Source organism: Mesorhizobium sp. WSM4836 (genome assembly GCF_055811815.1).
Genome location: NZ_JBVVQF010000023.1, coordinates 61252 through 76496, shown reverse-complemented (window position 1 = coordinate 76496; position 15245 = coordinate 61252). Strand labels below are relative to the sequence as shown.

The 15245-nt window shown below is 58.9% G+C and carries 15 protein-coding genes; 4 read left to right on the top strand and 11 right to left on the bottom strand.

Translation table 11 applies throughout. The features are described from left to right. The first annotated feature begins 136 nt into the window (after positions 1 to 136). Both AC0L2P_RS24425 and AC0L2P_RS24420 read left to right on the top strand, forming a co-directional pair. On the top strand, positions 137 to 958 hold the full coding sequence (locus AC0L2P_RS24425; RefSeq protein ID WP_473504762.1) for an alpha/beta fold hydrolase: 822 nt from the start codon (positions 137 to 139) through the stop codon (positions 956 to 958). Between the two features lie 514 nt (positions 959 to 1472). Beyond that, on the top strand, positions 1473 to 2399 hold the full coding sequence (locus AC0L2P_RS24420; RefSeq protein WP_473504760.1) for an ArsR/SmtB family transcription factor: 927 nt from the start codon (positions 1473 to 1475) through the stop codon (positions 2397 to 2399). 210 nt (positions 2400 to 2609) lie between these two features. Here the strand turns inward: AC0L2P_RS24420 and AC0L2P_RS24415 are convergent, their stop codons facing one another. Further along, a complete protein-coding gene (locus tag AC0L2P_RS24415; RefSeq protein WP_473504759.1) occupies positions 2610 to 3533 on the bottom strand; it encodes a glycoside hydrolase family protein in 924 nt (307 codons plus the stop codon). Between the two features lie 389 nt (positions 3534 to 3922). Between AC0L2P_RS24415 and AC0L2P_RS24410 the strand changes: the two genes are divergently transcribed. Continuing rightward, positions 3923 to 5095 carry a glycosyltransferase gene (locus AC0L2P_RS24410; RefSeq protein WP_473504757.1) on the top strand — a complete coding sequence of 391 codons (1173 nt, stop codon included), beginning with the start codon at positions 3923 to 3925 and terminating at the stop codon, positions 5093 to 5095. Positions 5096 to 5097: 2 nt separating this feature from the next. Further along, the gene (gene glf, locus AC0L2P_RS24405; RefSeq protein WP_473504835.1) at positions 5098 to 6240 is read left to right on the top strand and encodes a UDP-galactopyranose mutase; all 1143 of its coding nucleotides are present in this window, start codon (positions 5098 to 5100) and stop codon (positions 6238 to 6240) included. An 84-nt stretch (positions 6241 to 6324) separates the two neighbouring features. On the opposite strand, the gene AC0L2P_RS24400 is transcribed toward glf, so the two are convergent. From AC0L2P_RS24400 to AC0L2P_RS24355, 10 genes are all read right to left on the bottom strand, one after another. Then, entirely contained in the window at positions 6325 to 7491 is a 1167-nt protein-coding gene (locus AC0L2P_RS24400) for a beta-glucosidase (protein ID WP_473504755.1), read from the bottom strand. A 196-nt stretch (positions 7492 to 7687) separates the two neighbouring features. After that, entirely contained in the window at positions 7688 to 8212 is a 525-nt protein-coding gene (locus AC0L2P_RS24395) for a YciE/YciF ferroxidase family protein (RefSeq protein ID WP_473504753.1), read from the bottom strand. Between the two features lie 226 nt (positions 8213 to 8438). After that, positions 8439 to 8852, bottom strand: coding sequence for a response regulator transcription factor (locus AC0L2P_RS24390; protein ID WP_473504751.1), 414 nt, complete (start codon positions 8850 to 8852; stop codon positions 8439 to 8441). Positions 8853 to 9679: 827 nt separating this feature from the next. Continuing rightward, positions 9680 to 9943 (bottom strand): TRCF domain-containing protein, encoded by a 264-nt coding sequence (locus tag AC0L2P_RS24385; protein ID WP_473504750.1) that lies wholly within the window; start codon positions 9941 to 9943, stop codon positions 9680 to 9682. A gap of 55 nt (positions 9944 to 9998) precedes the next feature. Then, entirely contained in the window at positions 9999 to 11135 is a 1137-nt protein-coding gene (locus AC0L2P_RS24380; protein WP_473504748.1) for a DEAD/DEAH box helicase, read from the bottom strand. Next, positions 11135 to 11905 (bottom strand): CarD family transcriptional regulator, encoded by a 771-nt coding sequence (locus AC0L2P_RS24375; protein ID WP_473504746.1) that lies wholly within the window; start codon positions 11903 to 11905, stop codon positions 11135 to 11137. Before AC0L2P_RS24375 ends, AC0L2P_RS24380 begins: the two co-directional genes overlap by 1 nt. Then, complete coding sequence (locus AC0L2P_RS24370; protein ID WP_473504744.1) at positions 11902 to 12900, bottom strand: hypothetical protein; 999 nt, start codon at positions 12898 to 12900, stop codon at positions 11902 to 11904. Before AC0L2P_RS24370 ends, AC0L2P_RS24375 begins: the two co-directional genes overlap by 4 nt. 125 nt (positions 12901 to 13025) lie before the next feature. Next, positions 13026 to 13589, bottom strand: a complete 564-nt coding sequence (locus AC0L2P_RS24365; protein ID WP_473504742.1) for a sigma-70 family RNA polymerase sigma factor — start codon at positions 13587 to 13589, stop codon at positions 13026 to 13028. Positions 13590 to 13929: 340 nt separating this feature from the next. Beyond that, positions 13930 to 14181, bottom strand: a complete 252-nt coding sequence (locus AC0L2P_RS24360; protein ID WP_473504740.1) for a DUF6894 family protein — start codon at positions 14179 to 14181, stop codon at positions 13930 to 13932. A gap of 23 nt (positions 14182 to 14204) precedes the next feature. Next, entirely contained in the window at positions 14205 to 14936 is a 732-nt protein-coding gene (locus AC0L2P_RS24355) for a Crp/Fnr family transcriptional regulator (RefSeq protein ID WP_473504738.1), read from the bottom strand. Positions 14937 to 15245: the final 309 nt, after the last annotated feature.

Genomic DNA, 15245 nt, shown 5'->3' with positions numbered 1-15245 from the left:
CCGCCGCACGAACAAGACAACAGCAGCCGCCGTCCTGCTTGGCGCCGGGCTGTCTGGCCTGGCGCTGTACAACAGCGCTCGCGCCAGACGCGCGCTTTTCCCGCACGGGTCGGGGCGCTTTAGCGGGGTGGCGGGGGTGCGCCTGCACCTCCTTGAGCAGGGCAGCGGGACGCCGTTGATCCTGCTGCACGGAAACGGCTCGTCGGCCGAGGATTTCAAGACCAGCGGCATGCTCGACGAAGCGGCCGGCAAATACCGGGTGCTCGCCTTTGACCGGCCCGGCTTCGGCAGGAGCACGCGGCCGCGAGGCAAATGGTGGACGGCGGCCGCGCAAGCCGATCTCATTCATGCCGCCGCCGCGCAGCTTGGGATCGAAAGATATCTCGTTCTGGGCCATTCCTGGGGCGCGTCGGTGGCTCTCCAGCTCGCGCGCAGGCACCCAGCATCAGTTGCCGGAATCGTGCTTGTCTCAGGCTATTACTATCCGCCGCCGCGCCTGGGCCTCGCACTGGCGGCGCTGCCGGCCTTGCCTGTCGCCGGGGGTGTTTTCTGCCACACCTTGCTGCCGCTGCTTGTGCGGCTCACCTGGTCGCTTGCCATGGGCAAGATATTTCGCCCCGGCTTCATCTCCGCGGCGTTTGCTTCGTCGGCAAAGGACATCGCCAGCCGGCCCTCACAGCTGCGGTCGATCGCCGCCGAATCGGGATTGATGCTGGCCGCCGCACTGGCTGGCGGCCGCTTCACCCGCTACGATGATCTGTCGCTGCCTGTCGGCATTATCGCGGGGGCCGGCGACCGGTTGTTCGATGCGAAAGCCGAGGCTCTTAGGCTGCAATCCGAGATTCCTGGTTCCTTTGTCGATATCATCCCGCAGGCCGGCCACATGGTCCACCACACCGCACCGCTAGCTGTTCTCGCCATGGTCGGCAGGGTCGCTGCCGCGGCCAGCATGAAGTAGGCCGGCACTGGCGCATGATCCCGGCATGGGAATCCGGTTTTCGGAAGATCATGCGCAAAGCAATAGGTAGAACCCTGCCCCGATCCTATCGGGTAGCGAATGACATAACTTACGGCCACAACGCATTTCAGCGAACTGCATCGTGTGCATCCATCCCGGCCGGTGTCCGGTAACATCGAGGTCGGGGTCTGGCATCTTGGAGATTGGGCAGGGGAACGGCCCCAATTCGTGGCTCGCTTCTGTCTGCCTTTAAGGCCGCAAGCGTCTAGTCATCTGCATTGGGGCCGCGGGCTGTCAAGCACCCCGCATTACAAGGAGTTCACGCTCTGAGAAATGTAGACGTGTCGCACCATCCTTGGTGCAGCATGCCGGGCTTACTGCCTTTCGAGCGCTTGATGTAACCAAATCACCGGCTCGGCGTTTCGTTCAGCGTCGTGCAATGCCCACCCACTAACGCAACTTACAAGCACGAGCGAAGCCATTACCTCTGTCACGAGCATAGACTGGCAGTTTCATGAGTCGCAATTTTCTGGTGATTGAACCTGAGGAAGGCATTGCCGTGCTCAAGGGGCTTGCCTCCTCGGCGCGTATCTCGATGCTGAAACTGCTGCATGAGAAGGGGCCGATGAATGTCAACGAAATCGCCGCCGTGCTGTCGCTGCCGCAGTCGACCGTCTCGACCAACATCCAGGTGCTGGAGGATGCGGGGCTGATCCGCACCGAGAATCTGAAAGCGAAGAAAGGCAGTCAGAAAATCTGTTATCCGACGGCCGAAGAAGTGCTCGTCGTGTTCAAGAGCGAATATCGTGCGGTCAAGAACGACGCGATCGAAGTGTCGATGCCGATCGGGCTTTACACCGGCTTCGAGGTTACCGCGCCCTGCGGCCTTTGCTCGCCGGACGGCATCATCGGTCTGCTCGATGTTCCCAACACTTTCCTCGATCCGGACCGCATGAAAGCCGGTCTGCTATGGTTCACGCGCGGTTTTGTCGAATACCAGTTCCCCAACAATGCCAAGCTCGCCAATGCCGAGATCACCGAACTCGAAGTGGCGATAGAGCTGTCTTCGGAAGTGCCGGGCACCAGCGCCGATTGGCCTTCGGACATCACGCTGACGATCAATGGCGTCGATGTCGGTACCTGGACGTCGCCGGGGGATTTCGGCGACAAGCGCGGGGTCTTCACCCCCTCTTGGTGGAAGCTCAAGGGCTCGCAATACGGCAAGCTGAAGAACTGGCGAATTGCCAATGACGGCACCTATGTCGACGGCCTCAGGATTTCCGAAACCGGCCTCGCCGCACTCGACCTGAAGAACCATCATTCAATCCGTATCCGTATCGGCGTCAAGGACGACGCCAAGCGCCCCGGCGGCATCAACATTTTCGGCAAAGGCTTTGGGAATTACGATCAGGACATCCTGCTCAGGATCAAAACCGCCTGAGTCGACTGGCGGTGTTGCTGCGCGCAATTACAGTCCATTGCCAGATTTGCAGCTAGCAACGTCGTCTATGAGGCAACCAGCTTGCTTTCCAGGGTTCGCCCACTGGCTGCCTTTCGCCTGCTATCCTCAAATCACCGGTACAAAGCGATCCGTCCACCAACCGCCAGAGCGTTTCATCCTCCGTTCCGGCAAATGCCGGAACTTAAACATCTAGGCAACTCTCGAAAGTATGTGCCGATCCAGGTCGCACTTTGCTAACCCGAACCGCCAGCGATGGTTCGTCGCCTCACGCCTGCTCTGATAGAACAAGGTCAGTTGCCGGCCGTCGATCATCACGGTCGAATGGCCGTTCTCGCCGGGCTCGCCAGGGTCGAGAACGGGGCCGACCGACACATAGGGACCCTTGACGTAATCGGCGATGGCGAAGAAGACGCGCTGCCGGCTGCCACGCGGACCTTCGGGGAGGAAGCAGGTGGCGTTGAGAAGCACACGACCGTCCGGCAGCTCGACGATCTGGGCGCCTTCGATCCCCCATTCGTAGTCCGGATGCTCGCGTGCATTGTGATGCGGCACGTCGAGATGATCGAGTATCTTGCCGAGACGTTTCCATGGCCCAAACCAGGAATCGGATTGGCTGCGCGCCAGAAAGACATCCGGCTGAGGCACCCTGGTGAATTTGGGCATGCCTGAATAGACGATGTAGCGCTTCCCGCCGATGATTGCCGGATGGGGATCGTAGATGCCGTCCTCATCGGTGTCGGGCAGCGACAATATCGCCGGATTGAGCACCACCCAATGAAAGCCGTCATTGGAGACCGCATGCTCGCAACGTCCGCCGGACTTCATGAATTCGGTCTGGATGAACATATGGAAGACGCCGCACTCATGAATGACGCCGGGTGCCGCAACGCCCGATCCGGTAATCGGCAAGACGATCGGCTCGTGCTCTATCCAGGGTCCATAGAGATCCGGCGCCGTGGCGTGGAGTATTTTCCAGCTTTCGGTCGTGACCGTGCCGCTTGAGCCGAAGACGTGCCAGAGCGTGCCGTCGAAGACGGGACAGGGGTCCTTCAGGTCATCCACGACCTGGGGGTGAAACAACGGAAAGACGTTGGTTTCAAAGTCGATCTTCATTCGCCAACCATTCCTCGATTCCTCGCGGGCTCCATTCAAAATGAACCACCTGCGCGACTCACATGAAATCGATTTCGCAGGCGTATTTATAGCTCCGCCGATGAACGGTTGTTGAACGATCGAAGGATTTCAACCGTTCTGTGGCAAAGGGCCACATTTGGGGAGCCCGACCTGACGCGTGGGGTTTCATCATGCGGATTGAATGGGTTGCCGGCTCTCTGCTGCCATCGCAAGTGCAGCGCACAACTGGCCTCGCCCGAACAGTTTGCAGCTGTGGAACAACTTACTGGGATGGAAGTTATATGCACGGCTGCGAATTCATATCAAAGCTGCCTCGATTAACTTTTGTTAATCGAGGCATTTTCTAGCTATAGCGAAGGATAATTTACATGGAAATGGCGGCGGGCCGGCCCAAAGTACAAAAATCCACTGTACAATCGTCTATTTTAATTTGCTTTTCTCACCTTCGATGGAACTTTGTATATCAGAGACCACAACACATTCTGACCCTGGCGTCAAAACAGCAACCGCTAATTTACTTCGAAGAGCCGATCTTCGATGACAGGCGCCACCCTTCGATGCGGCTGAACGATGTTTCATCTACAATCAGAGTTGTGACGCCGCTGATCCCAGTTGGTACTTCCCCGACCAGGGCGGACGCGATCCAGCGCAGGTTCGTCGATCAGATCGCCGCCTCCACGCCGCATGACCGATTGACGGCCTGGTATTACACGCCCATGGCGCTACGTTTCAGCGATCATATCGCCTGTGACGTCTGCGTCTACGACTGCATGGATGAACTCTCCGCGTTCAAAGACGCTCCCACAGAGTTGACGCAGTTGGAAAAAGCGCTGTTGCAACGCGCCGATGTCGTCTTCACGGGCGGGCAGAGCCTCTACGAGGCCAAGCGCAGCTTGCATCGGGCGATCTTTCCCTTCCCGAGCAGCATCGACGTTGCCCATTTCCATCGGGCGAGAGAGCCAGGTGACGACCCGCTCGACCAGGCCGACATACCTCACCCGAGGGTGGGGTATTTCGGGGTCATGGATGAACGGCTCGACCTCGAACTGATCGCGCAGGCGGCTGCGGCAATGCCGGACGTGCATTTCGTCATGCTTGGCCCTGTCGTCAAGATTGATCCAGCGAGCCTTCCCACGGCAGGCAACCTGCATTGGCTGGGGGCCAAGTCCTATGCAGACCTCCCGAGCTATCTCAGGCATTGGAGTGCCGGCTGGATGCCGTTCGCGCTCAACGAAGCGACCCGCTACATCAGCCCGACCAAGACTCCCGAGTTCCTCGCGGCAGGACTGCCGGTGATTTCCACGGCGATCGTCGACGTCGTGCGTACCTACGGCGCCGAAGGCCTTGTCGAGATTGTCGACGCGGAGGATATCGAGGCCAAGCTTCGGTCCATCTTGGCGCGCCCACGCCATATTCTGGTGACAAAGGCCGACGCCTACCTTGCCAACATGTCCTGGGAGAAGACCTGGAACGCGATGTCGGCCCACATCCAGCGCGCCCATGCGATGAAGAGCATGGTGCCGTTCCTGAGGAGGGCGTGAGCGTGTTCGATTGGTTGATCGTCGGGGCCGGTTTTGCTGGCAGCGTACTGGCTGAGCGCATCGCGTCACAACGCCAGGAAAGTGTTCTCATAATCGACCGCCGAAATCACGTCGGCGGCAATGCCTATGACTGCTACGATGAGGCGGGAATCCTGATTCACCGTTACGGGCCTCACATCTTCCACACCAACGCCCAATCGATTGTCGACTACCTGTCGCAATTCACTGAATGGCGGCCTTACGAACATCGGGTGCTGTCGCTCGTCGATGGAAAACTGCTGCCGATACCGATCAATCTCGACACAATAAACCGTCTCTACGGCCTTGAGTTGACATCCGAGCAGTTGCAGGACTTCTTCGCTTCCCGGCGCGAAACGGTGGAAGAAATCCGCACCGCCGAAGACGTCGTGGTGAGCACTGTAGGCAGAGAGCTCTACGAGAAATTCTTTCGCGGCTACACGAGGAAGCAGTGGGGTGTCGACCCTTCCCAGTTGAGCAAATCGGTGACAGCGCGAGTCCCGACCCGGACCGATCGGGACGATCGCTATTTTGGCGACAGCTTCCAGAACATGCCGGCAGGCGGGTATACGCGCATGTTCCAGCGCATGCTGGATAACCCCAAGATCAAGATCATGCTGCAGACCGACTATCGCGAAATTCGCGACAGAATTCCCTTCCAGCGGATGATTTACACCGGGCCGGTCGACGAGTATTTCGACTGGAAGCTTGGTCGCTTGCCATACCGCTCGCTGCGCTTTGAGCACATGACGCTTGATTGCGAGCAGTTCCAACCGGTCGCGGTCGTCAACTATCCGCAGACGGAACAATACACACGGATCACCGAGTACAAGCATCTGACCGGTCAACAGAGCCCGAAGACCAGCCTCACCTACGAATACCCCACGGACATCGGAGATCCTTATTACCCGGTACCGCGGGCCGAAAACGAGGCGTTGTACAAGCGCTATGAAGCCTTGGCCGCGGCCTGCCCGGAGGTCTGGTTTGTGGGACGTCTTGCAACATATCGCTACTACAATATGGATCAGGTCGTCGGTCAGGCATTGGCTACGTTCGGGCGCATTCAGACACGTCTGCCGGCAAACGGGATGCTCGTCACGCCGACGCAGCGTGAGGCGGCCGAGTGAATGATGCGCCGGGCTGACCCGCGGTCGGGTGACCCACGGCCATGTCTCTCGGCGAACAAGCGTGCACTGTTCTGATCAGCGAGGCTATGGCGCGCCTGCTTGTTGCTTTTCAAAGGCCACGAACAATTGGCGCTGGCGCTCCACCTCGTCGGCAAGTGGCTTGCGAAGAGCGCGCGAGCCGTCCGCATGAATGGTGGAGAACAAGCCGACTTCGGCGTGGCGCGAATTGTCCCAACCGGGGTAGGCTGTCACCGGGTAAAGGCATATACCCTGGATAGGTGCCCCGAGGCTGGTCGCGTCGCGCACTTCGTCGCAAACGTAGTGAAGCCAGGCCGGCCGACCGGATCCTTCGGCGCCGGTCTCGGCGATGAACATCGGCTTGTTGTATCGCTCGGCGACCTCGACCAGCATTTCCGAAAGTGCACGGTATTCGTGGTGCCCCATCGGTATCGTTGGGCCATTCAAGTACCATTGGTTGTGCGGATAGAAGTTGAGGCCGATGACGGCTACAACGTCCTCGCTGCCGCCCAACTCCGGCTCCACGCGCCCGATCAGCATGTCATACGCCTCGAATTGCCCCTGGCGAGCATTTTCGGCGCGCCGCCGCTCGGGGCGAGTACGGTCACGAGGAGCAATATGGATCAGCGGTTCAGCCCAGATGAACCTGCATCCGGGTTCGGCCTCCCGCATCGCCCTCACGCCGGCGACCGCAGCTTTGACAAGGTGTCGTTTGAACCATCCACGCTTGTTCGGCCCGACGCGGGGGAAATAGCCGACCTCCACCGCCCATGCAAAAAACGAAATCTCGTTGATCGGGCACACCAGGGGAGCCACGCCAGTAACGGAGCGATGAACCCGAACAGCTTCCGCAGCGAAACGGACGTAGGCGTCGATAAAGCCCGGGCCACCTTGGTCGATGTGGTCTGGCGAGCCATAGTGGAAGATATCCCAGATAATCTGCACCCCGGCCGCCTGGGCTGCTTCGATCGCCGACGTCCAACTCGACCAGTCGAAGACTCCGGGCGCTGTTTCAATCAGGTGCCAGCGCAAGCCGTCGCGGATCGTGCGAAGCTCAAGCTCGGCGCAACGGCGATAGTCGCCTTGTGCATGGATGTCATGTGATGTCGCGCGGATCAGATCAAGACGAGCCCCGTCAGCGCGCCGGTGGGAGGAACACTCGAAACCAGCCATGAAAAAACTGTCGAACCCGGAAGAGCCTGCTGTGGGCCGACGAGCGGTATTCTCGTTCATACAACCATCCCGTCGCCCAGGGTGGGCGCAAGCAATCGTACGCGGCAATCGCCCATTGTCAGTTCCGGTCGCCTAGTCGGAACCGGTCGGCCACCGCCACGTCGACGGCGCGGCGGCTGCGGCGTATGTGTGCCTGGATACAACCAAGCTCCAATCCGTCTGTCCGGGGCCGCGGTGGCGTCGATTCGATCCGAGGTTATGCCGCCTGTTGCATCGCCCGTTCGTTGACCCCTGTTTCGCCCAGTAAAGTGAGCGCCTCATCGGTTGCTTTTTCTTCCTTGAGCGTCTGTTCGAGTAGCGGGACGGCGTCTTTCAGACCAAGTAACCCGGCCCATGTGACAAGAGTCCCGTAGCGCGCTATTTCATAGTGTTCGACGGACTGGGCTGCAGCCACGAGACCCGCGTCCAATGCCGGGGCCTCCTCGAATTCCTCCAAGATCTCCTGTCCTTCTTCGATGATGCCGTCGATCGCCGGGCACGTCTTCCCTTGGGCTCTCTTGCCAAATGCGTCAAAAACTTGCTGCAGGCGCTCGATTTGACCTTCGGTCTCGTCACGATGTTTTTCGAACGCCGCCTTCAGCTCTTCTGACTCCGCGCCCTTTGCCATTTTCCGGAGCGCGGTCAGAATCTTGCGTTCAGCGTAGTAAATGTCTTTCAGCCCATCATGGAAAAGGTCTTCCAAACCCTTGGAGCCGCCCTGAGAGCCTTTCTTCGTCGCCATTGTCATCTCCTATTTCACTTGTATCGACGCATGCATGGTCTAACTGGCCCAGTCTCTTGTTGTTCCTTCGCCACGGCTCTGCGGCAGCCAACAGGTCGAGCGACGGTCGGTTGACCGCTGACTTCAACCCGCCGCGTCACAGCGACCGCTTGAGCATCTCGGCTGCGCTCCGGATGAGGATCGTCTGCCTGAAGGGTTGCTGTCATGGTGTCGAAAGCTGACAAGCTTAGGAACTTTGGTCGAGATCTCTAAGAGACCAGCCGTTCAATCTCCTGATGCGCGCTAGGAGAATTGCCAAGTCATACGGCTTGGCGAGAGGGCCATCCTGGCAGAGGTCACCGGCTGCTTTGGCGGTTCGCTCCACGGCCGATGACAGCACCACCTTGATGTCTTCTCTATTCTGCCGAACCCACGCGGCAAGCTGATACCCATTCGTCCCGCCTGGCAGGTCAACGTCCGATAAAATGGTATCAACGTAGAAGCCGGAATGCCCCACCGCCTCTTGGGCAGCAAGGGCATCTTTTGCCTCGATAACTCGGTAGCCACAATGCCGAAGGTAGTCCGCCGTGGCCGAACGAGTGGTCACGTCAGCACTAACTACCAAAATCGTGTCGGGCTTTGACCCATGACGATTTTCCATTCAGCTGGAACGGTCAACCATCTTTCCTGTTCCCGACCACTTCTTCCAAATTGCATGCCCCGTACAGACTTCGTCCGGGTGCGTGGGAAGGTGCCATCCTGCCTCTTGGAGAGACGAAGAACGGGCTGAGAGACAATCACAAAAAATACGCCGCATCCAAGGGACGGCGTCAGGAAGAGAGTGGCCGGTCGCGCAAGTTCGGGTAAGTGGAGTGAAAGTCGGTAGATGCGCAGATCTGCGCGACAGCTGAGCGAACGATCATTCAGCGCGCGACGCTGTGACATATGACACGCCAGCAACTAGCATGCCCTGGCATTCGGTGGGCTGCCAGGCGCGTTTGTCTTAGTCCCTTAACGAATGTGAATGCATACGCCACAAACCTCAGCATAGTGGCCTGGAAGAGCAGATGTGGAGGCGCAAGGTGCGACAGCTTGAAGATCTAGTGGAACACTATGTCGGCGTACGCAGCCGGCGTGATAGAGTCATGTCGACAGGGCTCGCCTTGAGAGCGCTAAGGCAGGTCGTTGGGGTGGCATCAATCTCAGACCGGGAGCTTGCGAACATGGTCGCCGACCGTGCGGTCAGGCATGGTCTCGCCGTGGACTTTGATCATATCCGGCAAGACTGATTCTGGCCTTCTTGGACCGCTACTAGGGCCATTGCGGGTCGTGCTTTGACCCGCAATCGGGCTCGCCACTAGTCTAGTTAACCTGGTGCGTGCGCGGAACGAATGGAACCGATCAGGCTTCGTAGAACCTCCAGCTGTGCAGTGCCCGTTGTGGTTGGCGGCCTGAAGATCAAGCGGCCTCGCCGAAATTCGAACCCGTTCACCCCTTAAGGTTCTGACAGACCGACGCGGAGGGTTTTGTGCGAAAGGTGATCGCAATCGCTTCGGGTCCTACGTTGGCCTGACTCAGACCCAACTCCGCTGCATCTATTCGCAGCCGGGTTGCTTCCAGCAGCGTCGCCACTTCGCTCGGCATGTCTCCAAAGCGGTCCTCCACTTCGTCGGCAAATGCGTTGAGATCCGAATGCGTGCTCATACCGAACAACCGCGAATAGAGGCTGAGGCGTATGGCTGGCTCCGGCACATAGCTTCCTGGGAATGACCCTCCGGCCCCCAAATTGATGTCCGGCAGTTGCCGGTCAGACCGGGTGCCGCCACGAGCAATTGATGAGGCACGCTCGAGCAATCGTTGGTAGAGTCCTACGCCGATCCGCTTTATGTGGCCGGCCTGTTCTTCGCCGAAAAGGTCGCCTGCGCCGCGCGAGGTCCCTTTGGCTGATAGTCAGGCCAGAGCCAAGCTGGTCGAGCGCCGCAAGAGCCGAAAGCCGGCTCCTGGTGGCTTCAGCTAATTCCTTGCCGGGCTCGGACAACAGAAACGCAAAGCCCTGCAGTCTGCCTCTGCGTACGCGCCCTCGAAGCTGGTGGAGCTGTGCAAGTCCGAAACGGTCCGCCCGCCAAACCAGAATGGTGTTGGCCTGCGGTATATCAAGTCCGCTTTCGATGATGTCGGTGGCCAGCAAAATGTCACCTTCGCCAGCGGCGAAGCGAACCACGATCTCGTCCAACTCACGCGCTTTCATTTCGCCATGCGCGATCTTCACCAAGAGCTGCGGAACCAGCCTGCCCAGTTGTCTGAAGACAGTCTCGATGTCATCTATCCGTGGAACCACAAAGAAGCTTTGTCCCCCGCGACGGTATTCACGTAACACAGCAGCCTTGGCCGAACCGGCATCGAAAGGAGCCAAGATGGTGCGAACCGGACGCCGCTTGGCAGGCGGTGTATTCAGAACACTGACTTCCTGCACGCCCGCCATCGCCAATTGAAGCGTGCGGGGTATCGGAGTAGCGCTCATGGTCAAGGTGTGGAGGCATGGCGCCAGGCCTCGCAGTGATTGCTTCAGCTTGGCCCCGAACCGATGCTCTTCGTCAATTATGAGCAGCCCGAGATTGGTAAAGGCCACCCCGTTGGCCGCAACAGCGTGGGTCCCGACCACGACTGCAATGTTACCGCTTCTCAGACCGTCCTTGACTTTTCTTGTCTCTGTCGACCGGATTACCCTGGACAGGTGAGCAACCTCGATGTTGAACCCTGCGAAACGACGGCAGAACGTCTCGTAGTGCTGGCGCGCGAGCACCGTGGTGGGCGCAACGATAGCAACCTGCTTGCCGCAGAATGCTGCGGCAGCACACGCCCGAAGCGCCACCTGCGTCTTTCCAAAGCCGACATCCCCACAGACCAGCCGGTTCATCGTCTTCCCCGACGACAGGTCGTTCATTACGGCTCGGAATGCGGCGGTCTGGTCGAGGGTCTCGGCGTACGGAAATCGCGCCGCGAAGCGCAGTCGGCACGCGACGGCTTGATCATTTCGGCTGACTGGCGGGACCTGGCCTTCGCCCTGGCAACCAGCCGGTTGGCCAACTTCTCGATCTCCCGGGCCACAGACTGGCGCCGCTTGTTCCAACCTTCACTGTCTAGTCGGTCCAAGGCTACTGCATCTGGCTCGGATCCGTAGCGCCATATGCGGCCGAACTCCTCCACTGGAACAAGCAAGGAAGCGCCACCATCATATTCAAGCTTCACGACATCCTGTTGCAGGCCAGCCACTTCAATTTGTTGGATGGCGGCAAGGACGCCCAGGCCGTGGTCTTCATGGACAACTAGATCGCCGACCCGCAGGTCGGGTTCGACTATGCCGCTGCGGGACCCTGCGTTTGCAGTCCATGACGGACCGAATATGTCCGCTGCCGCAACAACCGCAATTCGGGACAGCGGGTCGACAAACCCCTCCGTAAGATCGAACTCCGCCTTGAGAAGAGAGCCTCTTTTGACCGAGAGGATTTGCGGCCAGTCGGCGACTGGCTCCATCTTGTGACCGAGCTGACGGTCGATCAGCCGGTCTGCTCGGCGCAGTTCCGAAGCTTCGCCTGTCACCACCACACTAAACCCCAAACTTGCGCGTGCCGCGGCGAACTCGGCGAATTCGCGCCCAGCTCGCGGCAGGTGGTAGAATTTGGGAATTCGACCATCCGGGAGAGTAAGTCTCAAGCACTGGCGATCCCGCAGCGCGTTATCCCACTCTTCGCGCGACAAATAAAATCGTTTCGCGGCCAACCCCGCCGTCGCTGATACTTGGTGTCTGCCGCGCCACGCATCCTCAATGAGGTCCAACACGCGAGCAAGCCCGATTTCTTCCAGTCCAGCCAGGAAGCAGACGGAGGCTGTCGACGCGACATCGAAAAGCGCGGCAAGTCGGAATAGAGCGAGACCAGCCGTTCCTCCATGGGGATCGTGCGCATAGCTGCGCGGTCGAACTCGTTGCCGGCTTGCACCATGAGCTCCGATGCCGGGCCAACCACGACACTGTGCAGAGATCGCTCGCTTCGTTGAGTGATTGGGTCATATGTCTTGAGTTCAGAGATGGCGCGGTCAGAACCCAGCATAACATGTACTGGGTGGTCACGGTCGGCAGGGAAAATGTCGGCAAGATCGCCGCGGACGGGTATCTCGCCTGGTTCATCGACTCGATCGTCGACAACATAGCCTGTTCTCTCAGCGAACACCCGAAGTGCCCCCAGGTCCATCTTCTGTCCGGTCTGCAGGGTGGCGAAACTCTGGCCGATTAGCGAGGGGGGAGGTACCCGCTGCAGGGCAGATTCGACCGAAGTAACTGTGATGCGGGGACCTTTTGGAGGGGCCGCAACAGCTTGCAGGACGCTGACCCGCCGCCCCATGGTGGCGCGAGTGGGCCACACCCTGTCGAAAGGCATGCAATCCCAAGGGGGCATAAACAGGATGTCAGCTCCTGGGAGGAAGTGGCGCAATGCCTGCGTGATGTCAGCGGCATCGCGTTCGCAACTCGCGACGTGGAAAATTTCCCCGTCTCGATCGGTTTCCAAAACACTGATCAGTGCCGCAGCGACCGCGGCAGCTGGCGGTGCGTCGCCCTCTCCTCCTGTTGCGAGTTCGCGCTCTTTCGCAGAAGCGCGCTCAAATTGCTCGAGGTGTTCACCTTCTCCGGCATTTGAGGTCTTTCTATCCAAGTCTCACCTTCCCATCCCGGGACAGAACGGCCGCAACGTGCGCGCGTTCTCGTGGGAGGACCTAGGGCAACACTAGTTCCAATGAGTATCCGTCACCGCAACCCCTCATGGCCGGCGCTCAATAGTCAGGCGTTGCCGGCCATTGTTGTAGCCAATCGCCCATCGCGCACGTAATCGCGTCTTTCTGTCAGCTCCTGTGCTGATTTTTCGCCCAGAATCTCTAGCACGCCTGCCCGTGCGCGACTGAGCCGGCTTTTGACCGTTCCAACGGCGCAACCGCATATCACGGCAGTCTCTTCGTAGCTGACACCAAGCACCCCCACCAGCATCAGCACTTCGCTCTGAGATTTTGGCAAGCTTTGAATGGCCCGGTGGACCTCCTTGCTTTGCATCGACCATTCCTGTGCAGGCTGCGAAACGGGTGCAAGCGAGGCGCAGTCAACGATACCTGGTGCTTCCCTCGTGGCAGCCCTGACGCGCGTATAGTAGGTGTTGCGCATGATAGTGAAGAGCCATGACTTCATTCGCGTTCCGGGCTCGAACTTGTCGATGTTGGCCAGCCCTTTCGTCAACGTTTCCTGCACCAGATCGTCTGCATCTTCCCGGACCTGGCAAAAAGCGCGCGCGAAAGCGCGCAGTGCGGGAATGAACTCGACGATGGAAATTTCACCAGCGGCCTGCTGAGCCAAGGTATCGCCCCTGTGTGACAAAATCGGCCTCCCTCAGAGCCTTGGTTGGGCTCTGTTGAACAACTCAAAAAACAGGCTTCGCGAAGTGATTGCGACTGGGCCTGATCCAGGCACCTACAGGCACCTCCCGCCACCTTGCCCTGGGGCACGGGCACAAGCATTCACATTCGTTAACCCGGAGTTTGTCTGTCTTGCAGGCCGGCCACATTGTAGCAGTCGTATCCATTGCCGCCGACATGACGGCGCCTGTAGTGGGACCGGCGGCAAGAACGACGTACCGAACGAACCAATCGCCCGCCTCAATTGCCATGCCGAGAGCAGCAAAACGACTGTTCCAAACTCATCCCGAAGCGCTGAGTTCAAGCTTTTCGATTTTGAGAATCAAGCTGAGCCTCAGGATCTTTCGCCCGCTCTCGTCACGAATATCCACCAACAGCTGTTGCTGCTCCGAGCCTCCCAGTGTTTCCCGTGCCAAGTCTACCAGACCGTCGACAGCTGCCTGGCGGGCTGCCGCGATCCCTTCGCATTCCAGGCCCATGTCGTCTTCAACGAGATGCTCGGCATCGCCGCTGTCAAAGAAATATCGTCGCATGCGATCGGCATCCTCATCAAAAGCTAGGCAACGTCCCTTTGGTGCAGGTACCTCGGATCGAAGTCTCCTGCTCGGACCAGGCGGGGCCAGTCGAGAGCGCGCAGCCTTGTACCTGAGCTGGCAATCAGGCCGTCGCCGCGCAGTTCCTGGAGGGTGCGGTTCACGTGAACTGTCGATAAGCCGAGAGCATCGCCAAGAGCGGCCTGCGTGATCGGGAGATCCGCTACGTGGTCCTCGATGCGTCCGACGGACCGCAAACGCACGATAAGCTCGCATAGGATGTGGGCCGTGCGGGCATAGGCCTCGCGTCGCCCGACATTGGTGACCCATTCCCGGTAGATGGAGGCGTCGATGAGGGTCGATCGCCAGAACGCCGTCGCGATACGCGGATGCTGTTCGCAAATTGGGCGAAGGACGCTATGACGGATGAAGCCTAATCTGCTTGGCATCAGGCTCGAGAAGCTGCAATCCATCACAGAAAGATGCAGGCCATGCAGATCGGGAATATCGCCTGCGACAAAGAAGCTGGTGATCTGCCGTCTTCCCTGACCAGTATACTTGGACGAACACACCAGGCCGTCCAGAACCACAAACGAATTTGTGGGGCTATCGCCTTCCGATACGATATCCTGATTGGCTGCAACATCCTTTTCCTGAGTCGGCATGCCCCGCAGGACCGCGGCGTCATCGTCGCTGATATCAGCAATTCTTCGAATTTTGCGGATGAGCACGTCTGAAGACAAAACTGGAGACAAGACTTGTGGACCTACTTTGGTTGTTATCGCAAGTTTGCACTTATATGTTCAAGTGCTCTCCGGCGACTGCGAGCGCTCGAGACAACAATTGGCGATGGACATCCTCTATTCCGATCCGGGAGCAGCACGTCTGCTGGAAGGCGATCGGTTGCAAAGAAACCGGTGCATCCAAATCACCTGCTGCCGATTTTTAGGAATCCAAAATACATGGCTTACGAACGCCTCCGGTCTGCCATCGTTGCTGTACGAATTTAACTATCGGCCTCCTTCCGAGCAAAGAGGAACCTTTGCAGCTACTAGGTGCTGGGG

Coding starts and splice junctions, on each gene's coding strand:
- AC0L2P_RS24415 (WP_473504759.1), bottom strand. CDS start 3,533: ATGAAGATCGACTTTGAAACCAACGTCTTTCCGTTGTTTCACCCCCAG.
- AC0L2P_RS24360 (WP_473504740.1), bottom strand. CDS start 14,181: ATGCGACGATATTTCTTTGACAGCGGCGATGCCGAGCATCTCGTTGAA.
- AC0L2P_RS24410 (WP_473504757.1), top strand. CDS start 3,923: ATGGAAATGGCGGCGGGCCGGCCCAAAGTACAAAAATCCACTGTACAA.
- AC0L2P_RS24390 (WP_473504751.1), bottom strand. CDS start 8,852: ATGGAAAATCGTCATGGGTCAAAGCCCGACACGATTTTGGTAGTTAGT.
- AC0L2P_RS24380 (WP_473504748.1), bottom strand. CDS start 11,135: ATGAACGACCTGTCGTCGGGGAAGACGATGAACCGGCTGGTCTGTGGG.
- AC0L2P_RS24420 (WP_473504760.1), top strand. CDS start 1,473: ATGAGTCGCAATTTTCTGGTGATTGAACCTGAGGAAGGCATTGCCGTG.
- AC0L2P_RS24395 (WP_473504753.1), bottom strand. CDS start 8,212: ATGGCGACGAAGAAAGGCTCTCAGGGCGGCTCCAAGGGTTTGGAAGAC.
- AC0L2P_RS24400 (WP_473504755.1), bottom strand. CDS start 7,491: ATGAACGAGAATACCGCTCGTCGGCCCACAGCAGGCTCTTCCGGGTTC.